The following is a 21,950-nucleotide window of genomic DNA, read 5'->3' as shown; positions in this document are numbered from 1 at the left end:
GCCTGTCAGCGACGCCGCAGGTATGCACGCAACCTGCCGTTGTACTCTGCCGGTAATTATCGTATAACCGATGTCTCCGAGGGGTGTCCTGTCATGGGCTGAGATGGCGTAAGCCGAACCCTTTGAACCTGATCTGGGTCATGCCAGCGAAGGGACGGGTCGGCAGATATTTCTGCGTCATCTCCTGCATCACTCCCTGTTCCAGCCCGTATGCCCGGATCTCCATTGTGACGGGAGATCTGATGACACATCCGCTTTTTGAAACCGGCTTTTACGGTCGTCTGCGTCAGCAGGCTGGCCCTCACTGGCACGCCTATGTGGCACATGACTTTGTGCAGCAGCTCGGTCAGGGTACGCTGCCACCTGCCGCGTTTCGCCATTATCTCACTCAGGATTATCTGTTTCTGCTGCACTTCGCCCGCGCATGGGGCCTGCTGATAAGCAAGCTCTCCGCGCCGGATGCCCTGCGCAGCGCGACGGCGTCGCTCAACGCCATCGTCAGCGAACTGCCGCTGCATCTGGACTATTGCCAGCAGTGGGGCATCAGCGAAGCGGCAATGGCGAGCGAACCGGAGGCGGTGGAAACGCTCAACTACACCCGCTATGTGCTGGATGTGGGTCACAGCGGCGATGCGCTGGAGCTGCTGACCGCGCTGATGCCCTGTGTCGCCGGGTACGCTGAAACGGGTCTGACCCTGCTACAGGATCCTGCAACCCGCTTCAGCGATAATCCTTATGCGGCGTGGATAGAAAACTACGGCGATGAGTCCTATCTGAACGGCGTTCGCAACGCCCTTTCGCTGTTTGAAACCCTGGCGGGCGAGCGTGCAGCTGAGCAGCGTTTTGCCTCTCTGGCGCAGATTTTTACTACCGCCACACGGCTGGAATCCGCGTTCTGGCAGATGGGACTGAATCATGCGGCCAGTCTGCAGGTCCGCCCATGATTGCGTCAGCCTGTTCGGCGCCGCCTGGTATCGCAATCCGTCAGCTGTCACTCAGGTTGGGTCAGCAGCAGCTCTTCAGCCAGCTCACTCTGGAGATCGCGGGTGGCCAGTTTACAGCGTTGCTGGGGGCGAGCGGCGTGGGTAAAAGCAGTCTGATGCGGGTGATTGCCGGTCTGTTACCGCCTTCCTCCGGCCAGGTCAGCGGCAGCGATGGCCTGCCGCTGACCGGACGCATCGCCTGGATGGGACAACAGGACTTGCTCTATCCGTGGCTGACAGTGGAGCAGAACGTTTGTCTGGCCAGCCGCCTGAACGGGGAGAAGCCGGATCGTGAGCGGGCACAGCACCTGCTGGCGCGTGTCGGTCTGAGTCGTTATGCCACCGCACGGCCCGCGACGCTCTCCGGCGGGATGCGTCAGCGCGCCGCACTGGCTCGCACCCTCTATACCCGCCAGCCCGTGGTGCTGATGGATGAACCCTTCTCTGCGCTGGATGCCCTGACCCGCAGTCAGATTCAGACGCTGGCCGCGGAAGTGCTGGCCGGGCACACCGTGTTGCTGATAACGCATGATGCCGCAGAAGCCTGTCGATTGAGTCATCATCTGCTGGTAATCGGCCCGACGGGTATCGAAGCCTCTCCCTCCCTCCAGGGGCAGCCTCCACGGGCGGCAGAGGATGTCAGCGTCATCCGGAGTCAGGCTGCCCTGCTGAATCAGCTGAGCAGGTTAGCTGGATGACGTCAGGACAACGATCTGGCGGACTACGCCGGGGTGGGACGCTTTTTACGGGCCTCATCGGATTGTGGTGGCTCGTTTCCCTTTCCGTCCCTGCTTTTTTGCTGCCCTCACCCCCGGCGGTCGCCACCGCGCTCTGGCAGAACGCCCGCTATCTCAGCCAGCACAGCCTTATCACCCTGACGGAGATCCTCAGCGGCATGGCGCTGGGCGTGCTGCTGGGCGCCCTGCTCGCGCTGGGGATGTCCTTTTCGCCGCGGTTGCAGCGCTGGATGATGCCGCTGGTGATTACCAGCCAGGCGATCCCGGTGTTTGCGCTGGCGCCCCTGCTGGTGCTCTGGTTCGGCTTCGGGATGAGCGCCAAAGTCGCGATGGCGGTGCTGGTGATCTTTTTCCCGGTGACCTCCGCCTTTTTTGATGGCCTGCGTCGCGTCCCGCCCGGCTATCTCGATCTGGCCCGCACGCTGGGCGCCTCCCGCGCGGCTCAGCTGCGTCATGTCCGGCTGCTGGCGGCACTGCCCGCGCTGGGATCCGGTTTACGGATGGCGGCCGCGGTGGCCCCGATTGGCGCCATTATCGGAGAGTGGGTCGGTTCAGCGGAAGGACTGGGCTACGTCATGCTGAATGCCAATGCCCGGATGCAGAGTGATCTCTGCTTTGCCGCCCTGTTCATTCTGGTGCTGATGACGCTGCTGCTGTGGCTGTTCATCGATTTCCTGCTCCGTCGCCTGATTAGCTGGGCCCCCGAAACGGATTAATGACCTTAACTGACGAGAAAAAAGTATGACGAAAATACCGCTCTTTACCCTGCTGCTGGGTGCCGCCTTCGCCATCCCCCTTCAGGCAATGGAAAAACTGACGCTGGTGCTCGACTGGTATATCAATCCCGATCTCGCGCCGATCGTGGTGGCACAACAGACCGGCGCCTTTGCCGCAGAGGGTCTGGAGGTCAACATTATTCCCCCTTCCGACCCGGCGCTGCCGCCGCGCCTGGTGGCCGCAAAGCAGGCAGACTTAGCCATCACTTACCAGCCTCAGCTGCATTTCTTCGCCGACCAGGGCCTGCCCCTGATGCGGGTCGGCACCCTGATCAATACGCCGCTGAATACGCTGATCACACTCGACAGATCGATGAAGAGTCCGGGGGCGTTAAAAGGCAAACGCATCGGCTATTCCGTCAGCGGTATTGAGCAGGCGACGCTGGCGACCATGCTGAGCCATGAGGGAGTAAAGGCCGATCAGGTAACGCTGATTAACGTCAACTTTCAGCTCACCAGCGCCCTGCTGACCGGAAAAGTGGATGCGGTGATCGGTGGCTATCGCAACATCGAAGCGCTGGAGATGAAAGATCAGGGGAAAGATCCGCTGGTGTTTAACGTTGAAGATTATGGCGTTCCGGCTTATGACGAGCTGATTATCGTGGCCCATCGCGATGAGGCGCATTCAGAAAAGATCAAAAAATTTCTGCGGGCACTGAAGAAGGGAAATGCGACGTTACAGGCCCAGCCTGAAGCGAGCTGGCAAGAGTTTGCCCGTGCCCATCCGGAACTGAATACGCCTTTGAATCACCAGTCATGGATGGCGACGCTGCCGCTGTTCGCTGCCGATCTGGCAAAACTGGATCGCGCACGCTATCAGGCTTATGAACAATTTCTCTTCGATAACCAGCTGATTAAACGCATGACCCCGGTTGATCGCTACGCCACTGACAGCGAATAAGAGACCGGCCCGCAGTGTGCGCTGCGGGCCGATTTCCTAGCGGACCTTCTGATAGAGCCAGTGTTCGATGTCACTGGCGGGCAGCGGTTTTGAGAAGAAGTAACCCTGAATTTCGTCACAGCCGTAACTTTTCAGCAGTGCCAGCGTCGACTCGGTCTCCACCCCTTCCGCCAGTACGGTGTAGTTGAGCTCTTTCAGCATCTGAATAATGCACCTGACGATGATTTTAGACGCCTCATCCTCACCCATGCGCGAGATCAGGGAGCGATCGATTTTGATCACATCCAGCGGGATATCCTGCAGGTAGCTGATGTTGCTGTAGCCTACGCCGAAATCATCCAGTGAAATGACAAAGCCGTGCGATTTCAGTGCCTCCAGCCCCTTGATCCCCACATCGCTTTTGGTGATCAGTTCATTCTCCAGACATTCAATACCCATAATTGAGGCGGGAAGCTGCGCGGCCGTCAATTTCGCCAGCAGGTTGTCGGCAAAATCTGCTTTTGAGAAATCACGTTCACTGACGTTAATGGAGACCGGAATCAGATCGTATTCGCGATTCCAGCGCGCCAGTTGCTCTATCGTGTGATCGATGACCCAGTTAGTGAGGTCGGAAATCAGATTCGTTTTACCCGCTAACGGAATAAATTCTGAAGGGAAAAGTTCGCCCCGCTCAGGGTGATTCCAGCGGATGAGTGCCTCCAGCCCGACGGTTTTGCCGGTTCTCAGGCAGACTTTGGGCTGCCAGGCGAGATAAAGCTCTTCATCTTTATGCAGCGCCTGCGCCAAATCGTTCATGATCATAAAGTCATCGGTGCGACGTGTATCGTAGCTCTCATCAAACACCATCGCGCTGATGTTCTCATCAATCGCTTCGTGCAGCGCGCTTACCGCCTGACGCACCGTTTCATTGGCATCCATCTGCGACGGCACAAACTCGGTTTCGCCGGTGTGAACATCCAGATCGAGCGTAATGTTCTCGGCCAGATCGGCCTTCAGGCCTGTGAACAGGTCAATCATATTCTGCGCAGTGTAGCGACCAGACCAGGGCTGAATAATGGCAAAGCGGCCCGGTGCAAAGCTGTAGAGTGTTTCGTTTTCTGCCAGATTGAGTCGGTGAGCGACATCTTCCGCCATCTGCTTCAGCAGTTTCTCCATCGGGGCGATCCCGACGGCACGTGAAAGCTCATACGCGCGTATAATGTCGATGCAGTCGATTAAGATCAGACGAAAGCGGCTGTGGGGTGCGGTCAGGGTCAGCTGCTGTATATCGCGCAGCAGGCGGGGACGATTCGGCAGATGCGTGATGACATCGGCAAAGCCCGCATTGTTCCAGGCATCCAGAAACGAGGTAACCAGCGTTGCCAGTGAGCGCAGAACCGTCAGTTTCTCGTCGGTAAAGGGGTGGGGCTGGGTATCCGTGACGCAGAGCGTTCCCAGTACCGAACCTTCAAGATTCTGCAGCGAGACGCCGGCGTAGAAACGGATATGCGGATCGCCCTTTACAAACGGGTGGGTGACGAAGCGCTCATCCAGCAGGGTGTCCACCACCACCAGATGGCCTTCGCCATCAATCACATGACGGCAAAGTGACTCATCCCGCGTCGATTGCTGAAGATTGAAGTTGCGAGAGGCTTTAATATACTGATTATGGTCGTCAATAATCGAAATGAAGCTGCCTGAGATACCCAGGACCTCACTGGCAAGATTCACAAATCTCTCCAGCACCTCATCCCGGGTTTCATCCGGTGACAGCAGTGCCTTAATAGCACTCAGTCGTTTTACGTCACTGCCATTTTGCTCGTTATGCACGAAACCTCTCCTATGCAGGCGCAAAATTCGAAATAATTTCGCTGCTTAATGCTCAATTAGCGCCCAATTATCAGATAAATAGCGGCTCAATCTGACAGTAATTCCACAGCGAAACAGTGTCGCACGATATCTGAACGCTGTCGAAATCATTTATTGTCCTTGCCACTTGCAACCTGCGGCGATTCCGGCCGGAACCCGAGTCCGATGAGGCGACCGGCCATAAACTTCAGAAAGGGCAGCCGACCGATCATCCCGGGGATGCGACTGCTGCCACCGGTTTTCTTTTTGCTCTTTTTGCGGCTCATTTTGATCTGCAAAAACTGCGTGGCAACGGTAGGAAACTGACGGCGCTTCTGCACTTTTTCCAGGTCGCGCAGCTGCAGCTCACCGGCTTTAAGCGGCGCAGTCAGAATATTCGCCGTCGCCACCGCATCCTGGATCGCCAGATTTACACCCACCCCGCCTATGGGCGACATTGCATGCGCCGCATCGCCAATGCAGAGCACGCCAGGCTTCGCCCACTTATCGAGCCGGTCAATGCGGATAGAGAGCAGCTTAAACGCCGTCCAGTCCTCGATTTCCGCCATTCGCGCGGCTTCAAAAGGTGACAGGGCCGCGATCTCCGCTTTAAACGCATCAAGTCCGGCGGCCTGTTTCGCGTCAAACTCCCCCTTGGGGATAGTCAGCCCGCACTGCCAGTAGTCACCGCGATCGATAACGATAAAGTTTCGTCGCGGTCCCGTGTGCCCCACGCCCATATCAGGGTCGTGCGGCTGCCTGCTGAGACGGAACCAGATGACATCCCGTGCCGCGCCAAAAGCCTGACTGGTCAACCCTGCCGCTGCGCGTACCTGAGAATGTCGGCCATCCGCACCCACCACCACTTTGCAGCGGACATGAATGCGCTGATTTCCGCGCAGAGCCGTGACGCCACTGACCGTGCCATTTTCCTCATTAAGCGACTCAAAGGCGGTTGACCGCAGGAGAGTGTAGCCCGGATATCGGGCGCTGTGATCGGCAATAAAATTCAGGAAATCCCACTGCGGCATAAAAGCGATAAAGCGGCACTGAACCGGCAGGCGGGAAAAGTCGGCCATGGTGACTTTCTGGCCGGCAATCTCCGCCTCCAGCTTTTCGACCCGCTGATGCGGCAGCGTGAGAAATGCCTCCAGCAGGCCGAGCTGGTGCATCGTTTCCAGCGTAGAGGGGTGAATGGTGTCACCACGAAAATCGTGCAGAAAATCGGCGTGCTTTTCGATGACTACCACGCGCACTCCTGCCCGGGCGAGCAGATAACCCAGCATCAGGCCAGCCGGGCCGCCCCCGACAATACAACAGTCAGCGGTAAGGATTTCAGTAGAATGTGGCTGCATGTCGGCTCCCTGTCACGCCAGTATTGCTATGATTATTGCGTCAACCGTGGCGACAACGCCACAGTCGGTCGATAGTGCGTGGCTCAGACACTGAAAAATCAGGATACGCCAGCCTACCGCGAACGCATGGCGCAAGTGGTTTGTCCACCGCAGGTGAAATAGCCGCTTTCCTCAGCTGAAATTGATCCTGACGTTTGTTTTCACCTTATCTCTCAGTACACTGGAGCGCTGGTCTGGTTGAACAAGAATCCCTCTCAATGAATGAAGAAATACCGCAACCGGTTTATGTTCCCCGCTCCATCGCGGCACGCAGCCGGATGTTCCGCGCCCTGCTCCACCGTGATAAGACGCCGCTGGCGATGCTGTTTTGCGCTGCGCTGGTCGGTTCGCTGGTTGGCCTGGCCGGGGTAGCCTTTGCCCGCGCCGTTGAGGCTATTCAGCAATGGCGCGCCGACACACTGATACCCGCCCACTTTCAGGGCTGGACACTCTATGTGGCCGCCTTTGCCATCTCGGCGTTACTGGCGATGGTCGGCTATTTTCTGGTCAGACGCTTCGCCCCCGAAGCCGGTGGCTCCGGTATTCCGGAAATTGAAGGGGCACTGGAGGAGCTGAGGCCGGTGCGCTGGTGGCGGGTGATTCCGGTAAAATTTTTTGGTGGTATGGGCACGCTGGGTGCCGGAATGGTACTTGGCCGGGAAGGCCCGACGGTGCAGCTGGGCGGCAATATCGGCCGGATGGTGATTGATATTCTCGGCATGCGCAGCAATGAGGCGCGGCATACGCTGCTGGCAACCGGTGCGGCGGCCGGTCTGGCAGCGGCGTTTAACGCGCCGCTGGCGGGCATTCTGTTCATTATTGAAGAGATGCGTCCGCAATTCCGCTATAACCTGATATCCATTAAGGCCGTATTTACCGGCGTAATTATGGCCAGCATCGTCTTTCGCTGCTTTAACGGCGAACAGGCGGTCATCTCCGTAGGCAAACTGGCGGATGCGCCGGTGCAGACGCTGTGGCTCTACCTGGTGCTGGGCATGATTATCGGGATGGTTGGTGTACTGTTTAATCGCCTGATTTTTTTGACCCAGGATATGTTTGCCCGCTTCTACGCCGGTAAAACCGCACGGGTTGTACTGGCGGGGGGCTTGTTAGGGGGCGGCTGTGGCATTCTGGCGCTGCTGTTCGCCCCAGGAGCGGGTGGCGGTTCAGAACTGATCCCCCAGGCTGTGCATGGCGTCTTCCCCTTCGCGCTGCTGCTGCTGATCTTTCTGGTCAGGCTGATTACCACCCTGCTCTGTTTCAGTTCAGGTGCGCCGGGCGGTATTTTTGCGCCGATGCTGGCGCTGGGAACCCTGCTGGGTACCGCGTTTGGTGTGGCGATGACCGATCTCTTTCCGTTCTATCAGCTGGAGCCCGGTACGTTCGCTATCGCAGGGATGGGTGCACTGTTTGCGGCCTCGGTCAGAGCCCCTCTCACCGGCATCGTGCTGGTGCTGGAGATGACCGACAACTATCAGTTGATTTTACCGATGATTATTACCTGTCTGGGCGCGACGCTGCTGGCGCAATTCCTGGGGGGCAAACCGCTCTATTCATCTATTCTGGCCCGCACGCTGGCCCGGCAGTCGGCCGTGACGCCTCCTTAAGCGGACATTCACGCCGCGGGATAAAGGTTCTTATCCCAACCGGCTACCCGCCTCTCAGGGCGGGTAGCCCGGTCACTTACTTGTCATCAAAATAGTCAGCAGGCATCTGGCCGGGTGCCAGATTGATCACTTCATCATTATCCGGCCCCTCATTTTTCATGTAGGTGACCTTAGCGAACTCAGGAATAATCACGTAGGGGTAAGCGGGACCTTCGTCGCGGAAGCGATGCATATCCTCAATGAAGTCATTCTGATAGCAGATAGTTTTTTCAGGATGCTGACCTTCTCCGGCGATCCACTGCGGGAAGAAGATGGTCCCGTGCAGCAGAGTGCGATTAAGATCGAACAGCAGGCTGACGCAGGTTCCGGTCGGCTCATGCCAGTCTACTTTGTAGATGCCCGGAGCAAACTGAACCGCGTGCATCTTCTGGTTGGTCACCCAGCGGCCGCCCACCAGCCCCTGATGAATGCGGTAGTCACAGGTCGTTTCGTTACGCGCGTACCACTCATATTTCCAGCCATTATCATAGGTATAGACAAAGTGCGTACCCACGAACTGAGACAGATCGCTGGCAATATCCTCTGGAGATTCTGCAGACATGTTACCCTCTCTGGACAGGCACCCGAACCGGGCGCAGATAAATGTATAAACCAGCCGGCAAATACTCACTATGGACCAGACTGGCTGAATTGCCATCCATAGCCGGAAATTGTCATCGGACTGTCACAGAGCCGGAACGGTCACATTGACAGAGAAGGGTCACTGAGGAAGAGTCGATTAAATGCCTGAAAGAAAGATAAAAGCCCTGACTAAGACAGCCAGGGCTTTTAGGTTACTACTGATTTAACATTTAACATTAACTAACTTAATTAACAGGAACAACTTTGGTACAGCTATTTATGAACAGATTCTGCGGATAATAATGAACACGGTTACAGAATGTCACTATTATTAACGGTCTCAACCACCTGAGAGTCTTTCGTGAGACAAAGACAGGTCAGGCCCGTATAAATCTGCACACCCCCATCGCGATATATACTCTTTGATGCGTTGCCTTACATTCATTACGACGTGTAATCCGCAACCGTAACCGTCGTAAAGTCACGTTCAGAACTACGAGGCCTTACATCATCGCGATGCAATACTGCTTATTTCTCAGTGCGTTACTACGACTCGATTTAACAGGATTGTGATTAACTCAAAAGAGCTCATGACAACAATGTTTAACAGAACCGCCGACAGCTTAAGCGAATAAGTCCATCGACACCGATAACACCGTTAATTCCCGGTGTGTCAGGGCACTTTCATGCCGCTGATAATTCTTAATCTACCTCTGATATAAATAATGTCAACACTGGAATTTAACCCATGTTTATATCTTCAGTGCTCCGGAAATTATGCAGGGAGTAATAATCGATATATTGATCCTGAATAATTCGGCAGGTAACTATTTTGACAGAGAGGATTAAAAGGCGATTACAAGGGCGCCGACAGACGCCCCTGTGAAAGACCCGACTCTATTTTTTCAGACTCGCCAGCAGAACCTTCGCGGTCTCAGAAGAGGAGCCCGGGTTCTGCCCGGTAATGAGCAGACCATCCTGGACAGTATAGGACTGCCAGTCCTCTCCCCGTGAATAGAGACCGCCATTCTGTTTCAGCGCGTCTTCCACGAGGAATGGCACGATGTCGGTCAGGCCAACGCCCTCCTCTTCACTGTTAGTGAATCCCGTGACTTTCTTCCCCTTAACCAGAGGCGTGCCATCCGGATTTTTCACATCGCGCAATACGCCTGGTGCATGGCAGACCAGTGCTACCGGTTTGCCAGCCTGCAGGGTCTGCTCAATCAGTGCAATGGAGTGTTTGTCATTTGCCAGATCCCATAGCGGGCCATGGCCGCCCGGATAGAACACAGCGTCAAAGGCATTCGGGCTCACGCTGTCCAGTTTGTGGGTAGAAGCCAGCACCGCCTGCGCAGCCGAATCGCTATGGAAACGACGGGTATCCGCGGTCTGAGAGTCAGCTTCATCACTTTTAGGATCGAGCGGAGGTTGTCCTCCCTGTGGGGATGCCAGGGTTACGTCTGCACCCGCGTCAAGAAAGGCATAGTAAGGTGCGGCAAACTCTTCCAGCCAGAAACCGGTTTTCTTACCGGTATTACCCAGCTCATCATGTGAGGTCAAAACCATCAGAATCTTCATGTCCGCTCCCTGTAAGCGTTGCAGGTTAAGAGTTCAGGCGCGTCATTCCCGATGTTAATCGCGCCTTCTTCTGTTTTGTCCGTCAGTCGTGACGGACTCTGAGGAATCACTGAAATTTACCGCTTAATATTCGGTGATCCGCAACCCATTATAGTTCATCACTATTCTTTTCGTTTTTCTGCCGGACAGGCGTGTCTGACTTTCTGGAAAGGTTCTCTCACCAGCCTGAGATGAGCACAACCCGACACAACTAGTTAGCATGATCACGATTACCGCACTAATAGTTAATATAGATATGGTAACTATGGTTATTATTATTCCCATCGGAGGCACACATCCTCCTCATTGATAAACAGGAATATGACCATGAAAAACGTAAAAGCACTTTCAATTGCCGCTCTCGCCACCCTTTCACTGATCTCATTTGGCAGCTTCGCACAGAGCGTGTCTGTGACCTCCTCAACACTGGATGGCGCAGAGTCAAAAATCGCTGCTCAGGCACAGGAACAGGGCGCGCAATACAAAATCACCGAAGCGAACACCAACAACCGTGTTCATATGACCGCAGAACTGTATAAATAACGGATGGTCGCAAACGGAATTGCCAGAAGAGGCAGCCCAACGGGCAGCCTTTTTTGTGTCGGTCAGGCGAGGCGTGCGGCTGGTGCGCTGCCGGTGCGCCACCATAAAATCAGCGCCGCCAGGGCGATCACGCCCAGAACAGCAAAGGCGGTGCTGTAGGAGTAACGCGCGGCGATCATGCCCGTCATGGCCGGGCTCAGCGCAGCGCCCGCTCCCTGCATCAGCATAATCACGCTTTGCCCGGCGTTAACATGGCCGGAGCCACGCAGCAGAGAGACGATATAACCCGGCACCGCCACCCCCAGGATCCCGGCTGCCACCCCATCCAGTACCTGAACCGGTATAACAAAGAGTGGAGCGGCAAAGCCCGCCGCAATTACCGCGCGCAGCGGTAAGATCATCAGGGCGATCATAATAAAGAGTCGGTAGCCGTGCGTTTCGACCCGTTTAGAGACCCATAGCGCCACCGGAATCATCACCAGCTGCGAGATCACCACCGTTGCCGCAGCAAAGAGGCCAGGGCTGACCGCCGCCTGACCGCCTGCAGAGGCGACGCGCATGCTCAGCATCGGCAGCAGCGCGGCATTGGCAAGATGAAACAGCAGCAGCGTCACACCGGCCACCAGCAGGGCCGGTTTGCGTATCAACATCGATAAGCGCGGCGCGGGTTCACGCTCTTCATTCTGTTCGTAACCGCGGGCAACGTCGTTATCGATCTCATCGCCGCGGATCGCTATTGTGGCAACAGCAGCGAAGAGCGCCATCACCGTCATCAGAATAAACACCGCGCCCATTCCCCAGTACCAGGCTGAAAATCCCGCCAGCAGTGCGGCGATGGTATTCCCGCCGTGGTTAAAGGCCTCATTGCGACCCATCTGATGGTTAAAGCCGCGCTGGCCGGTCAGTCCCAGGGTAATGCCCGCCACGGTCGGGCCGATAAAGGCCGCCGCTATTCCCGCTACGATTTGTGAGACCATGGCGGTCCAGGTCTGATTGCTGTACCAGAGCAACAGCGTGGCGACCGTGATCACCAGACAACCCAGCAGCACAATCATTTTCTTGTGTCGGGTGGCGTCGGCCGCGATCCCGGCAGGCAGCGTGGCCAGTAACCCGGCGATGCCGCCGCAGGTCATGACCAGACCGATTTCGTCGGGACGCCAGTGTCGCTCCGTCAGAAAGATGCCCAGAAATGGCCCCAGCCCATCGCGAACATCGGCCAGAAAAAAGCTCATTAAACAGAGCGCGTAGAGAGAACGCTGTGACATGTTATTTCCCTGGAAGGTAAGTGTTAAAGGCAATTGCGCTTCGGTTAAAAAGGAAATTATGTGTTACAACGAGGAAAGTCACATTTCGTTATAGTAACAAAATGAAAAAGGCCACCCGTATCTGGATACGGGTGGCCCGGACGTGTTTCGCGTTAAATGCGCGGCTTATTTATCGGTGCCGAAACCCTGCTTCAGCAGTGCAGGCAGCACAGCCGGGAAGTAGATGTTTTTGTAATAACCACCGACGCTTGCACTCCAGCTTTCGCCATCCTCGCGGCCGATGTTTTTCCAGTGCTGCACCATCTCATCATTATAAGCGGCAATCTGCTGCTCCAGCCCCTGGGTTTTATAGGTCTCGTCATGGCGGAAGGTCGCCAGCGGCAGACGGGGTTTCTGATGAGCGGGTTCATCAACATGACCAATGACCACACCTGCCACAGGGAACGTCAGCGGCGGCAGATCCAGCAATGAAATCATCGCCTGTGGATCGCGACGGATCCCGCCAATTGGCACAATGCCTAATCCTTCTGCGCGCGCGGCAGCCATCACAGAGCCCAGCGCAATACCGATATCGGTTGAGCCAGAGACGATGCTTTCGATGCTCTGATGCGCGATTTGCTGCTGATCAACCGCAGACATCGCTACGGCAGATTTATGCATATCAAGTACAAAGGTGATGAACACCGGTGCTTTAGCAATCCACGGCTGACCACCCGCAATCGCGGCGATCTCCGCGCGACGGCCTGCATCACGCGTGATAACAACAGAAACCTGCTGCGAGTTGACCGATGTTGGCGCACGGTAAGCGGTACTGATAATCCGATCCAGTACAGCCTCATCAACGGGTTGCTCAGTGAAACTGCGTTCACTTTTGTGACTTGTGAAAATATCAATCAGATCGCTCATAGTTCCTCCCATTCAAAAAGCAACTATAACAGTAACGTATTCGCATGCTTGGTATTTCGAGGGTTTTTGAGCACCCTTTTGTAACCGTTTTTGAACACGTCTGCGTCTGTGTACACGTTTAAAACGCCGGAGTTAAAGTCACCGAATCACTCACCGCCGGTGCGCTATTTAGTCAGTCCCGTTACCGGACATCTTTTAAGCGCTTTGTGAATAAACCGATCACACAATTGCGGGACATCTTTCAGATTATATTGATCAAGCGCATTACTGAAGCGTTAACCATATTTACATAAAAAGAACGGCCAGATAATGTGAGACATAAAACAGGGATGAATGGTTCGAGGGAATGAGCAATGTCATACAGCCATCAGGTGATAAGATATTTACAGCAAAATAAAATTTTAGCTAATCAACTCGATCACGCTGTCTCAGGCGTAAAGGAAGCCGTATTAAATCAGATTGAGATGACAGGCGCTGGCGCCAGGCGCTTGCTCTATTACACCTCCTGCTTTACCGATGAATATAAAGATGTTTGCCAGCAGCAAAAGACCGAAGATATTCGCTTTGCGAAAGGTATTTACCACCTATTGCGACATGAAGATATTATTTATGAAATGCTTAATATCTATTTTAATGAGATATTGCGCTATAAAACATCTGAGCAACTACAACATATTAAGCATTTGCTTATGGCAACAAATATTCATATCGCAGCAAGTTCATTGACTAATTTAGGGTTTGCATCAGCGACGGCAACTGCAGTTTCATTAGGTTTAAATATTCATCAAAACATAGCAGCTCTTGCAGGACGTATGGGAGGGGGCATTGTAATGGCAACGGGTTTTTATGGCATAGTGCAAAAAGCCGCTGATAGTGCTCAAAGCTTACATATTGAATCTCCCGCCTATTATCAGGCTTTATACACGCATGAGCTTGAAATGATGTATTTTTTAATAGAACCACTATTTAAACGTGCTGAGGTATTTCAGCACGTAGCGTCAGACGAAAATATAGCAAACATCATCACCAGGATGATAAGATAATGCTGCTCAATATTATTAAACGACTTCTGAAGCGGATTTTCACTTCCCTGATAGGGTTATATGCTCCACAGGCTATAATAATTGCCTATGCCTTATTCCAGATAATACTATTTCCTTCAGCCCCACTCTGGTTTGTGCCAATATTTGCCCTGATAGTGATATATATATTTAGTCGCTATGTGAAGTGGTGAAGTGCCATTAGTTTTTTAACCTCATAAGGAATTGAAAAAATTATGTCTACACCCGCCCATTTATGGCTTGAAGATGAAAACGGTTCTCCCGTCACAGGCAGCTGTCAGATGCCACTGCGGTTGGGCTCCATCGAATTAAAATCGTTCTCTCACGGCGTAACCATACCTGTCGATCCCAGCTGGGGAAAGCTCACGGGAACGCGGGTCCATAGCCCTGTAACGATAGTCAAAGAATTTGATCAAACAACGCCGCTACTCTACAGAGCAGTCTGTGAAGGCCGGATAATGAAGAAAGGCACTATCCGAATGGATCGCATTCTGGAATCCGGAATCGAAGCCGAATATTTCAATATCATTCTGGAAAATGTCAAATTTACGACAGTCGCACCCTACCTTGCCCCTGGCGGGATGAGCAGTACGCATCTCGAAACGCTGGAATTACGCTATGAGGCAATCACATGGAAATATACGGATGGCAATATCGTATATCGTGATAAGTGGAATAACTACGCGAGATCATAAGTGCTCCTGACTGACTTCACCAATCAACTTCTGAAATTAATAGATAACACAGTTAAGTCACCCCGCGAATTTTTGTCACCTCGGAATATTTCCAATCCGGTTATCTGCTGCTGTTGCATTACTGCCGTCCTGTGAGCAGGTGTAACGAAATGGAGAGTCCGTTACCGTTACACCTGTCGCAGGGAGAAGGCAGCAACCGCGAGCATGCATCACGCCAGCTTCACCGACATTCGTTTCGTCGGGTATGCGTTGAGCGCAGAAGCCATAACTATGCTGCCGTGTCGATGTCAGCCGCCCCAGCGACTTTTCAGATAACTCACCGCCTGCTGAGTCTGCGGCTGATTGAGATAGTTCTCTCTGAAAAGAATGGTGCCATCGATATGGGGCCAGGACTCATTGAGGTCGAGCTGCTTTCTCAGCTCCGGCACTCCGCCCTGCAGCGTCCAGTCAGGCTCAATCCGCGAAGGCTCGCCCACCTTGTAGAGCGCCAGACCGATGTAAAGCCGGGTTCTGGTCGGCTTCACCACCTCTGCCCACCACTTTGCCAGCACGTCATAACGGGCAGCCTGACGGGAGAACGGCCAGTAGAGCTGTGGCGCGATATAATCCAGCAGACCCTGCTGAACCCAGCGACGGGTATCCGCATAGGCTTCATCGTAGGCCGCTGCGCCTCGGGTATCTGAACCCGCCGGATCGTGCGACAGGTTGCGCCAGACACCCGCCGGGCTGACACCAAATTCCACCTCCGGCTTCAGCTGTTTAATGGTACGGGAGACCTGCTCAATAAGCTGTTGCGTATTGTGACGCCGCCAGTCCGCTTTGCTGGCGAAGCCCTGCCCGTAACGGCTGAAGGTCTGACTGTCGTTGAGCAGGGAGCTTGCCGATTCCGCGTAGAAATAGTCATCGAACTGCACACCGTCGATCGGATAGTGCGCCACCACCTCGGCCACAATACTGGTGATCCAGTCGCGTGCCTCCGGGATGCCAGGATCAAGCACGTAGCGGTCGCCCGCGGTACGAATCCAGTCACGGTGCAGCACAAATACACTGGCCGGATGAAGAGAGAGCGTGCGGTTCAGCTCACTGGCGGTAGAGGGTTTGATGTTGACCGAAACCCGATAGGGGTTGAACCACGCGTGGACTTTCATACCGCGTTTATGCGCCTCATCCAGCATAAACTGCAGCGGATCGTAACCGGGATCTTCGCCGATTCTGCCGGTCAGCATATCGGACCAGGGCAGAATTTTAGAGGACCAGAGCGCCGTGGCATCGGGCTTCACTTGGAAAAAGACCGTGTTAATCCCCAGGCTTTTCAGTTTATCCAGCTTGTCGATAAGCGACTGCTGCTGCATCCGGATGCGCTCTGCCGGGCTGGCACCATTGACCGATGCGACGGGAGGCCAGTCAAGACGGGACACGGTAGCTAACCAGACGCCGCGCATCGGTTGCCGGACCTGAGGCTGCACCGGCTGGCTGGCTGGCGGTAACGGCTGTTTCGTGACCGGTGGAAAAGGCGTCACCAGCGACCGCGGCGGCTCAGAGGCGCAGCTGACGAGCAACAGTGCCGCAGCCAGTGCGGCCCCGCGCCTTAACGCCACGCTGGCTGCGGCAGGAATAAGATTCAGTGCGATGATAAACTCCAGTTTTATCTGGTCGGGACGCAAAGAGGAGTATTCTCGGTGACTCTGATTAAATGTCAATGCGTTAGCGCTGGGGACTGAATACAATACCAGCCGCCGCCAGACAGGCTTTGAGGGTGCCAAAGGCATCCTGACACTGCCGTTCATTAACGCAGGCATACCCCAGCAGCAGGCCTCGCGTCTCCTGAGGATGCATATAATATTGTGAAAGTGGCCGCACCTTGACGCCGCGCTTCAGCGCCTCGGCGGCAATGGCGACATCATCACTGCCTGCCGGCAGCGGCATCACCAGATGCAGACCGGCTTCATGGTTAAAAGCCGGTAAGAAGGCGGGCCCCAGATAGCGCTCGATCAGCCGACAGAGAAACTGCCGCCGCTGTCGATAGAGCAGCCGCATCCGCCGGATATGCTCCATGTAATGACCCAGCCGGATGAACTCCGCCAGCGCCCGCTGAATCAGCAGATGTCCGCCGCGATAGAGTTCCGCTGCCGCGATGCGCATCGGCTGAGCCAGCGGTTTTGGCACCACCAGATAGCCAATGCGCAGGGCGGGATAGAGCGTTTTACTGAACGTGCCCATGTAAATCACCGGCGCATCGGCTTCCAGCCCCTGCAGCGAGGGATGCGGCTGTCCGGAGAAACGAAATTCGCTGTCGTAGTCATCTTCGACAATCCAGCTCTGATGACGGCGCGCCAGTGTGAGCAACGCCTGACGACGTGCCAGGCTCAGATGCACCCCCAGCGGGTACTGATGGGAAGGTGTGACAAACACCATTTTGGGTGGCGGCCCGCTGTCGGGCACCAGGCCCTGCTCATCCACCGGCATGGCCCGGATTTTCAGGCCATTCATCCGCAGCAGATTGCGGGTTCCCCAGTAGCCCGGCTCTTCCATCCAGACCCGATCGCCTGGGTCGCACAATACCCGCGTGACCAGATCGACCGCCTGATGAACGCCCTCGGTGATCAGAATCTGATCCGCATCGGCCTGCACGGAACGCGCCACCCGCAGATAATCGACCAGCGCATGACGCAGATCGGGGCAGCCGCCGCCGCTGCTGTAAACCAGCCGATGGACGTCAGGCTCCCGGTTCAGGCGCGCCTGAATCTGACTGAACAGCTTATGGGGAAATTCGGTCACGTCGGGCGCGCCAGGCACAAATGCTCCCCACTGATAAGGGGATGCGGTGGCGTGCCCCAGCAGTGTGGCACCGCGCTTCGACAGGGTGGCCGGTCGCTGCGCCTTCACGGCGGCCAGGTCGGCAATCGCATCACTCTGCAGCGAACTCTCCGGCAGCGTCTCGGCAATCCACGTTCCGCTGCCGGTGCGCGCGGTCACGTAGCCCTGCGCCATCAGACTTTCATACACATGCATGACCGTGTTTCGCGACACGCCGAGCTCACGCGCCAGATCGCGGGTGGGCGGCAAACGACTGCCGCGCGGAAAGACCGCTTCCGTGATCGCGGCCTGCATACAGTTGAGCAGTCGCTGATGCAGGGAACCGGTTTTCATAAACTGTAACCGTGCTAATAGATGATCGGCGTACAAGAGTCGCAATTGGCTCCATCCTTCCTCTGATAATTGGCTCTGGCAACTCACCACGCCTCAGGCATAAATAAACGTGTTTGTCGGGAATTGTAAACACGCATATCAATGAGGTGGATCAAATGAGCGAAAAAAATAACCTGATGCAGGAACGTAAAGCACAGGCTCTGCCTAAGGGCATCGGTACGCTGTGCGACTGGTACGTTGCCCGGGCAGAAAACGCCACCTTATGGGATCAGGCTGGTAACAGCTGGATCGACTTCGCAGGCGGCATCGCCGTGCTGAACACCGGTCATCGTCATCCACGCATCGAGCAGGCGGTGGCCGAACAGTTAACAAAGTTTACCCATACGGCGTTCCAGATCACCCCTTACGAAAGCTATATCGTACTGGCTGAACGCATCAATCAGCGGGTGCCGATTGCCGGTGCAGCGAAAACCGCCTTCTTTACCACCGGTGCCGAAGCGGTAGAAAATGCGGTTAAAGTGGCGCGTGCCTATACCCGTCGTCACGGCATCATCACCTTTGGCAACGCGTTTCATGGCCGCACCTTTATGACCATGGCCATGACCGGCAAAGTCGCCCCCTACAAGCGCGATTTCGGCCCGATGCCCCCTTCCGTTTTCCACGCCCGCTACCCCAGCGCGGTGCAGGGGATCAGCGTTGAGGCGGCACTGACCAGCCTGGATGAGATTTTCACACAGGACATTGCGCCCCATGATGTTGCGGCAATCGTACTGGAACCGGTGCAGGGTGAAGGCGGATTCCATGCGGCTCCGGCAGAATTTATGGTTCAGCTGCGTGAACTGGCTGACCGTCACGGCATCCTGCTGATTGCAGATGAAGTACAGAGCGGATTTGCCCGCACCGGCAGGCTGTTTGCCATGGAACACTACCCGGTGAAAGCCGACATCATCACCATGGCGAAAAGCCTGGCGGGCGGGATGCCCCTCTCCGCCGTGGCCGGTCGCGCCGAGGTGATGGACGCGCCTGCCCCTGGCGGACTGGGCGGTACCTATGCCGGAAATCCGTTAGCTATCGCGGCGGCTCACGCGGTGCTGGATGTGATCGAGGAGGAGCAGCTCTGTCAGCGCGCCGTGGATCTCGGTGGCCGGCTTGTCGCTGAACTGGAGGCGCAGCAGCGCAAACACCCTGATATCGCCGAAGTGCGGGCGCTGGGTTCGATGGTGGCAATGGAGTTCTATCAGGCCAGCACCGCGCAGGCCGTTCAGAAGATGGCGATGGAACAGGGCCTGCTGCTGCTGACCTGCGGCGCGAAAGGCAACGTTATCCGCTTCCTCTACCCGCTTACCATTCCGGATGCCCAGTTCAGCCAGGCGCTGACCCTTCTCTCCACGGTGATCGATCGCTGTGTTGCCTCTGCCGGACACCCTGTCGTCCCGGCATGATTTAACTGGCTCGTTAATCACAAGCCCCTTTCCTGTTCGTCCGGCCAGCATGGCCGGGCGTTCCCCGGAGACGTTGACATGACGATGACTCAGAGTGCGAATGAAGATTCGCTGGCTCAGAACCTGAAACCGCGCCACGTGCGCATGCTCTCGATTGCCGGCGTAATTGGCGCCGGGCTGTTTGTTGGCTCCGGCCATGCTATTTCTGAAGCGGGCCCCGCCGTGCTGATCTCCTATGCAGCCGCCGGGTTGCTGGTTGTGCTGATCATGCGGATGCTGGCGGAGATGGCGGTGGCCTCACCCGATTCCGGGTCATTCTCCACCTATGCGGAGAAAGCGCTGGGACGCTGGGCCGGGTTTACCATCGGCTGGCTCTACTGGTGGTTCTGGGTGCTGGTGATCCCGCTGGAAGCCAATGCGGCAGGCACGATCCTGCACGCCTGGTTCCCCGAGGTGGCCATCTGGCAGTTCACCTTTGCCATCACACTCTTACTGACCATTACCAACCTGCTGAGCGTGAAAAACTACGGTGAGTTTGAATTCTGGTTTGCCCTGATCAAGGTCGTGGCGATCATCCTGTTCCTGGCCGTCGCAGGTGCCGCCGTGTTTGGTCTGCTGCCTGACAGTCACACCAGCGGCCTGTCGCATCTTTATGACACCAACGGCTTCATGCCAAATGGCCTCGGCGCGGTGGTCGCGGCTATCCTGACCACGATGTTCTCTTTTATGGGCACCGAGATTGTCACTATCGCCGCCGCAGAGTCGAAAAATCCCGGCCGGCAGATTACGAAAGCCACCAACTCGGTGATCTGGCGTATCGCGCTGTTCTACCTGCTGTCGATTTTCTTCGTGGTGGCGCTGGTTCCGTGGAATACGCCAGGCCTGGTTGAACAGGGTTCCTGGCAGACCGCTCTGCAGGCGATGAGCATTCCTCATGCCCGGCTGATCGTCGATCTGGTGGTGCTGATGGCGGTGTGCAGCTGTCTGAATTCGGCGCTCTACACCTCCTCGCGCATGCTCTACTCGCTGTCACGCCGCAAGGATGCGCCCGCTGCGGCCTCACGCACCAATCGCAGCGGCACACCCTGGGTTGCGGTGCTGCTCTCGACTGCGGCGGCGTTTCTGGCGGTAATCGCCAACTACCTGGCGCCCAGCGCGGTCTTCGAATTTTTACTCGCCACCTCGGGTGCCATTGCGCTGCTGGTCTACCTTGTGATTGCCGCATCCCATCTGGTGCTGCGCAAAAAACGCGAGCAGGCAGGTGAAGTCCTGACTTACCGCATGTGGCTGTTTCCCGGTCTGACCTGGGTCACGATTCTGTTTATCGTCACGGTGCTGGTGATCATGCTGTTTGATCCTAAACACCAGACAGAATTAGTGGCGACGGGCGGTTTAACGCTGGTTATTATTGCGACCAGCCTGCTGCTGCGCCGCAAAAAGGCAGAACAGAAAAGCACGCGCTATTTTGTGCAGCGCTCCTCTGACCCGTCCTGATTACCACTCCGTCGCGTTTTAAACATTAAAAAGCCCACCTTTCATAAGGTGGGCTTTTTTTACCTGTAACGCAGGACAACATTCTCTTCCTGAATGAAGAGAGATTCAGTACCTGGCGCAGGTGCTTTGGGTGAGTCAGGTTCCCTGATGTTGATAAACGGAGCTTGCCAAAATTATTTCTTGTTATTTACCACTTTTGATGCTGGCTTACTGTGATTACTTTTTCTGGCCGCAATACTGGCTAAATAAACTTTCATTTTAAGGTCAGAGGTAACTCATCAAATGTAGCTGACGTAAAGTATCCCTATGGTTTTTGCATCATTCAACCAGTGCATTTCTGTCTGAACAGGTAACGCGTTCAGAGATTGGACGTTCTTCAATTCCGCGCTTGTGACAATATTTTTACCGCTGCTGGGGTCAAAACAATTTGCTACGACAGAACGTTGTCCCATATTCATATTACATGAACCGTTAGTTACAGCACCGCGAAAGGTAATCGTGCCGGATTCTGAGCCTGCATTAGCTGTCCCGGCAATGGTCATCAGTAAAGTGGTAAAGCCGGTAAGTAAAAATGATTTCATTTTGCGTCCTCCTGAATGTGTGTAAAGGGTTATCGGCGCAGAGCGCAAAAGATTCAGCGCTAAAAGGAGGAATAAATGTAAATCTTTGGCAACCCGACTTTTCAGCTGCCAGGATTTTTAACATCCATAGCAGAAATAGACTTTTTTAAGTTAGAGGTATAAATGACATGAATAAAGGAGAGCAAAACTCAAACGCAAAGGCGTATAAGTGAAGAGCTTAAATAAGCTGAGGCATTTTCTGCAGTGACAGAAATGGGCATGCTGATTTTTATTCTGACTGCCTGATCAACATAAATATCAGTCAGGCATTCCGGGATGAGATATATCCGCGCTGCCCGGCGAAATTCACC

At 55.2% G+C, this 21,950-nt stretch carries 19 protein-coding genes and 1 riboswitch; of the genes, 10 read left to right on the top strand and 9 right to left on the bottom strand.

The features are described from left to right. The first annotated feature begins 69 nt into the window (after positions 1-69). A riboswitch (TPP riboswitch) is annotated at positions 70-172 on the top strand. A 70-nt stretch (positions 173-242) separates the two neighbouring features. From tenA to CKF42_RS01270, 4 genes are read left to right on the top strand one after another with little or no spacing between them, the layout of a single operon-like run. Beyond that, positions 243-944, top strand: a complete 702-nt coding sequence (gene tenA, locus CKF42_RS01285; protein ID WP_111207281.1) for a thiaminase II — start codon at positions 243-245, stop codon at positions 942-944. Then, a complete protein-coding gene (locus CKF42_RS01280; protein ID WP_058957086.1) occupies positions 941-1,681 on the top strand; it encodes an ABC transporter ATP-binding protein in 741 nt (246 codons plus the stop codon). The genes tenA and CKF42_RS01280 overlap by 4 nt, the downstream gene beginning before the upstream one ends. Further along, a complete protein-coding gene (locus tag CKF42_RS01275) occupies positions 1,678-2,436 on the top strand; it encodes an ABC transporter permease (protein WP_111207280.1) in 759 nt (252 codons plus the stop codon). The genes CKF42_RS01280 and CKF42_RS01275 overlap by 4 nt, the downstream gene beginning before the upstream one ends. 25 nt (positions 2,437-2,461) lie before the next feature. Then, a complete protein-coding gene (locus tag CKF42_RS01270; protein WP_111207279.1) occupies positions 2,462-3,397 on the top strand; it encodes an ABC transporter substrate-binding protein in 936 nt (311 codons plus the stop codon). A 36-nt stretch (positions 3,398-3,433) separates the two neighbouring features. Here the strand turns inward: CKF42_RS01270 and CKF42_RS01265 are convergent, their stop codons facing one another. Next, a complete protein-coding gene (locus tag CKF42_RS01265; RefSeq protein ID WP_111207278.1) occupies positions 3,434-5,206 on the bottom strand; it encodes an EAL domain-containing protein in 1,773 nt (590 codons plus the stop codon). Positions 5,207-5,352: 146 nt separating this feature from the next. Next, positions 5,353-6,579, bottom strand: a complete 1,227-nt coding sequence (locus CKF42_RS01260) for an FAD-dependent oxidoreductase (protein ID WP_111207277.1) — start codon at positions 6,577-6,579, stop codon at positions 5,353-5,355. Between the two features lie 257 nt (positions 6,580-6,836). Here CKF42_RS01260 and clcA point away from each other — a divergent pair, with 257 nt between their 5' ends. Beyond that, positions 6,837-8,225 carry a H(+)/Cl(-) exchange transporter ClcA gene (gene clcA, locus CKF42_RS01255; protein ID WP_046102766.1) on the top strand — a complete coding sequence of 463 codons (1,389 nt, stop codon included), beginning with the start codon at positions 6,837-6,839 and terminating at the stop codon, positions 8,223-8,225. 76 nt (positions 8,226-8,301) lie between these two features. On the opposite strand, the gene CKF42_RS01250 is transcribed toward clcA, so the two are convergent. Together CKF42_RS01250 and CKF42_RS01245 are read right to left on the bottom strand one after the other, a co-directional pair. Continuing rightward, on the bottom strand, positions 8,302-8,826 hold the full coding sequence (locus tag CKF42_RS01250) for a phenolic acid decarboxylase (protein WP_009092833.1): 525 nt from the start codon (positions 8,824-8,826) through the stop codon (positions 8,302-8,304). Positions 8,827-9,743: 917 nt separating this feature from the next. Beyond that, positions 9,744-10,424: a type 1 glutamine amidotransferase domain-containing protein gene (locus CKF42_RS01245; RefSeq protein WP_058957080.1), complete on the bottom strand. Its 681-nt coding sequence runs from the start codon at positions 10,422-10,424 to the stop codon at positions 9,744-9,746. 366 nt (positions 10,425-10,790) lie between these two features. Here CKF42_RS01245 and CKF42_RS01240 point away from each other — a divergent pair, with 366 nt between their 5' ends. After that, positions 10,791-11,006: a YdgH/BhsA/McbA-like domain containing protein gene (locus tag CKF42_RS01240; protein WP_009092831.1), complete on the top strand. Its 216-nt coding sequence runs from the start codon at positions 10,791-10,793 to the stop codon at positions 11,004-11,006. Between the two features lie 62 nt (positions 11,007-11,068). On the opposite strand, the gene CKF42_RS01235 is transcribed toward CKF42_RS01240, so the two are convergent. Together CKF42_RS01235 and CKF42_RS01230 are read right to left on the bottom strand one after the other, a co-directional pair. Further along, entirely contained in the window at positions 11,069-12,271 is a 1,203-nt protein-coding gene (locus tag CKF42_RS01235) for an MFS transporter (RefSeq protein WP_009092830.1), read from the bottom strand. A gap of 165 nt (positions 12,272-12,436) precedes the next feature. Continuing rightward, positions 12,437-13,177, bottom strand: coding sequence for a nitroreductase family protein (locus CKF42_RS01230; RefSeq protein WP_111207276.1), 741 nt, complete (start codon positions 13,175-13,177; stop codon positions 12,437-12,439). Between the two features lie 353 nt (positions 13,178-13,530). Here CKF42_RS01230 and CKF42_RS01225 point away from each other — a divergent pair, with 353 nt between their 5' ends. Both CKF42_RS01225 and CKF42_RS01215 read left to right on the top strand, forming a co-directional pair. Continuing rightward, a complete protein-coding gene (locus CKF42_RS01225) occupies positions 13,531-14,220 on the top strand; it encodes a hypothetical protein (protein WP_111207275.1) in 690 nt (229 codons plus the stop codon). Between the two features lie 233 nt (positions 14,221-14,453). Continuing rightward, positions 14,454-14,933 (top strand): type VI secretion system tube protein Hcp, encoded by a 480-nt coding sequence (locus CKF42_RS01215; RefSeq protein ID WP_111207274.1) that lies wholly within the window; start codon positions 14,454-14,456, stop codon positions 14,931-14,933. 287 nt (positions 14,934-15,220) lie between these two features. Here CKF42_RS01215 and CKF42_RS01210 read toward each other — a convergent pair whose 3' ends face one another. Next, positions 15,221-16,597, bottom strand: coding sequence for a glycoside hydrolase family 10 protein (locus CKF42_RS01210; protein WP_185185191.1), 1,377 nt, complete (start codon positions 16,595-16,597; stop codon positions 15,221-15,223). A 40-nt stretch (positions 16,598-16,637) separates the two neighbouring features. Beyond that, positions 16,638-18,128: a PLP-dependent aminotransferase family protein gene (locus CKF42_RS01205; RefSeq protein ID WP_181161937.1), complete on the bottom strand. Its 1,491-nt coding sequence runs from the start codon at positions 18,126-18,128 to the stop codon at positions 16,638-16,640. A gap of 110 nt (positions 18,129-18,238) precedes the next feature. Between CKF42_RS01205 and gabT the strand changes: the two genes are divergently transcribed. Both gabT and gabP read left to right on the top strand, forming a co-directional pair. Next, positions 18,239-19,525 (top strand): 4-aminobutyrate--2-oxoglutarate transaminase, encoded by a 1,287-nt coding sequence (gabT, locus tag CKF42_RS01200; RefSeq protein ID WP_111207273.1) that lies wholly within the window; start codon positions 18,239-18,241, stop codon positions 19,523-19,525. Between the two features lie 84 nt (positions 19,526-19,609). Then, positions 19,610-21,019: a GABA permease gene (gabP, locus tag CKF42_RS01195; RefSeq protein ID WP_369974591.1), complete on the top strand. Its 1,410-nt coding sequence runs from the start codon at positions 19,610-19,612 to the stop codon at positions 21,017-21,019. 278 nt (positions 21,020-21,297) lie between these two features. Here gabP and CKF42_RS01190 read toward each other — a convergent pair whose 3' ends face one another. Further along, complete coding sequence (locus CKF42_RS01190) at positions 21,298-21,600, bottom strand: type 1 fimbrial protein (RefSeq protein WP_111207271.1); 303 nt, start codon at positions 21,598-21,600, stop codon at positions 21,298-21,300. Positions 21,601-21,950 lie beyond the last annotated feature (350 nt).

It is taken from the genome of Pantoea sp. ARC270, from assembly GCF_003236725.1.
Taxonomy (GTDB): domain Bacteria; phylum Pseudomonadota; class Gammaproteobacteria; order Enterobacterales; family Enterobacteriaceae; genus Pantoea; species Pantoea anthophila.
The sequence above is the reverse complement of the archived record's forward strand: the minus strand, read 5'-3'. Positions and strand labels throughout refer to the sequence as shown.

Excerpts from the sequence above, each read along its gene's own strand:
- tenA (WP_111207281.1), top strand. The coding sequence starts at position 243 with ATGACACATCCGCTTTTTGAAACCGGCTTTTACGGTCGTCTGCGTCAG.
- CKF42_RS01280 (WP_058957086.1), top strand. The coding sequence starts at position 941 with ATGATTGCGTCAGCCTGTTCGGCGCCGCCTGGTATCGCAATCCGTCAG.
- CKF42_RS01275 (WP_111207280.1), top strand. The coding sequence starts at position 1,678 with ATGACGTCAGGACAACGATCTGGCGGACTACGCCGGGGTGGGACGCTT.
- CKF42_RS01270 (WP_111207279.1), top strand. The coding sequence starts at position 2,462 with ATGACGAAAATACCGCTCTTTACCCTGCTGCTGGGTGCCGCCTTCGCC.
- CKF42_RS01260 (WP_111207277.1), bottom strand. The coding sequence starts at position 6,579 with ATGCAGCCACATTCTACTGAAATCCTTACCGCTGACTGTTGTATTGTC.
- clcA (WP_046102766.1), top strand. The coding sequence starts at position 6,837 with ATGAATGAAGAAATACCGCAACCGGTTTATGTTCCCCGCTCCATCGCG.
- CKF42_RS01250 (WP_009092833.1), bottom strand. The coding sequence starts at position 8,826 with ATGTCTGCAGAATCTCCAGAGGATATTGCCAGCGATCTGTCTCAGTTC.
- CKF42_RS01245 (WP_058957080.1), bottom strand. The coding sequence starts at position 10,424 with ATGAAGATTCTGATGGTTTTGACCTCACATGATGAGCTGGGTAATACC.
- CKF42_RS01240 (WP_009092831.1), top strand. The coding sequence starts at position 10,791 with ATGAAAAACGTAAAAGCACTTTCAATTGCCGCTCTCGCCACCCTTTCA.
- CKF42_RS01235 (WP_009092830.1), bottom strand. The coding sequence starts at position 12,271 with ATGTCACAGCGTTCTCTCTACGCGCTCTGTTTAATGAGCTTTTTTCTG.
- CKF42_RS01230 (WP_111207276.1), bottom strand. The coding sequence starts at position 13,177 with ATGAGCGATCTGATTGATATTTTCACAAGTCACAAAAGTGAACGCAGT.
- CKF42_RS01225 (WP_111207275.1), top strand. The coding sequence starts at position 13,531 with ATGTCATACAGCCATCAGGTGATAAGATATTTACAGCAAAATAAAATT.
- CKF42_RS01215 (WP_111207274.1), top strand. The coding sequence starts at position 14,454 with ATGTCTACACCCGCCCATTTATGGCTTGAAGATGAAAACGGTTCTCCC.
- gabT (WP_111207273.1), top strand. The coding sequence starts at position 18,239 with ATGAGCGAAAAAAATAACCTGATGCAGGAACGTAAAGCACAGGCTCTG.
- gabP (WP_369974591.1), top strand. The coding sequence starts at position 19,610 with ATGACTCAGAGTGCGAATGAAGATTCGCTGGCTCAGAACCTGAAACCG.
- CKF42_RS01190 (WP_111207271.1), bottom strand. The coding sequence starts at position 21,600 with ATGAAATCATTTTTACTTACCGGCTTTACCACTTTACTGATGACCATT.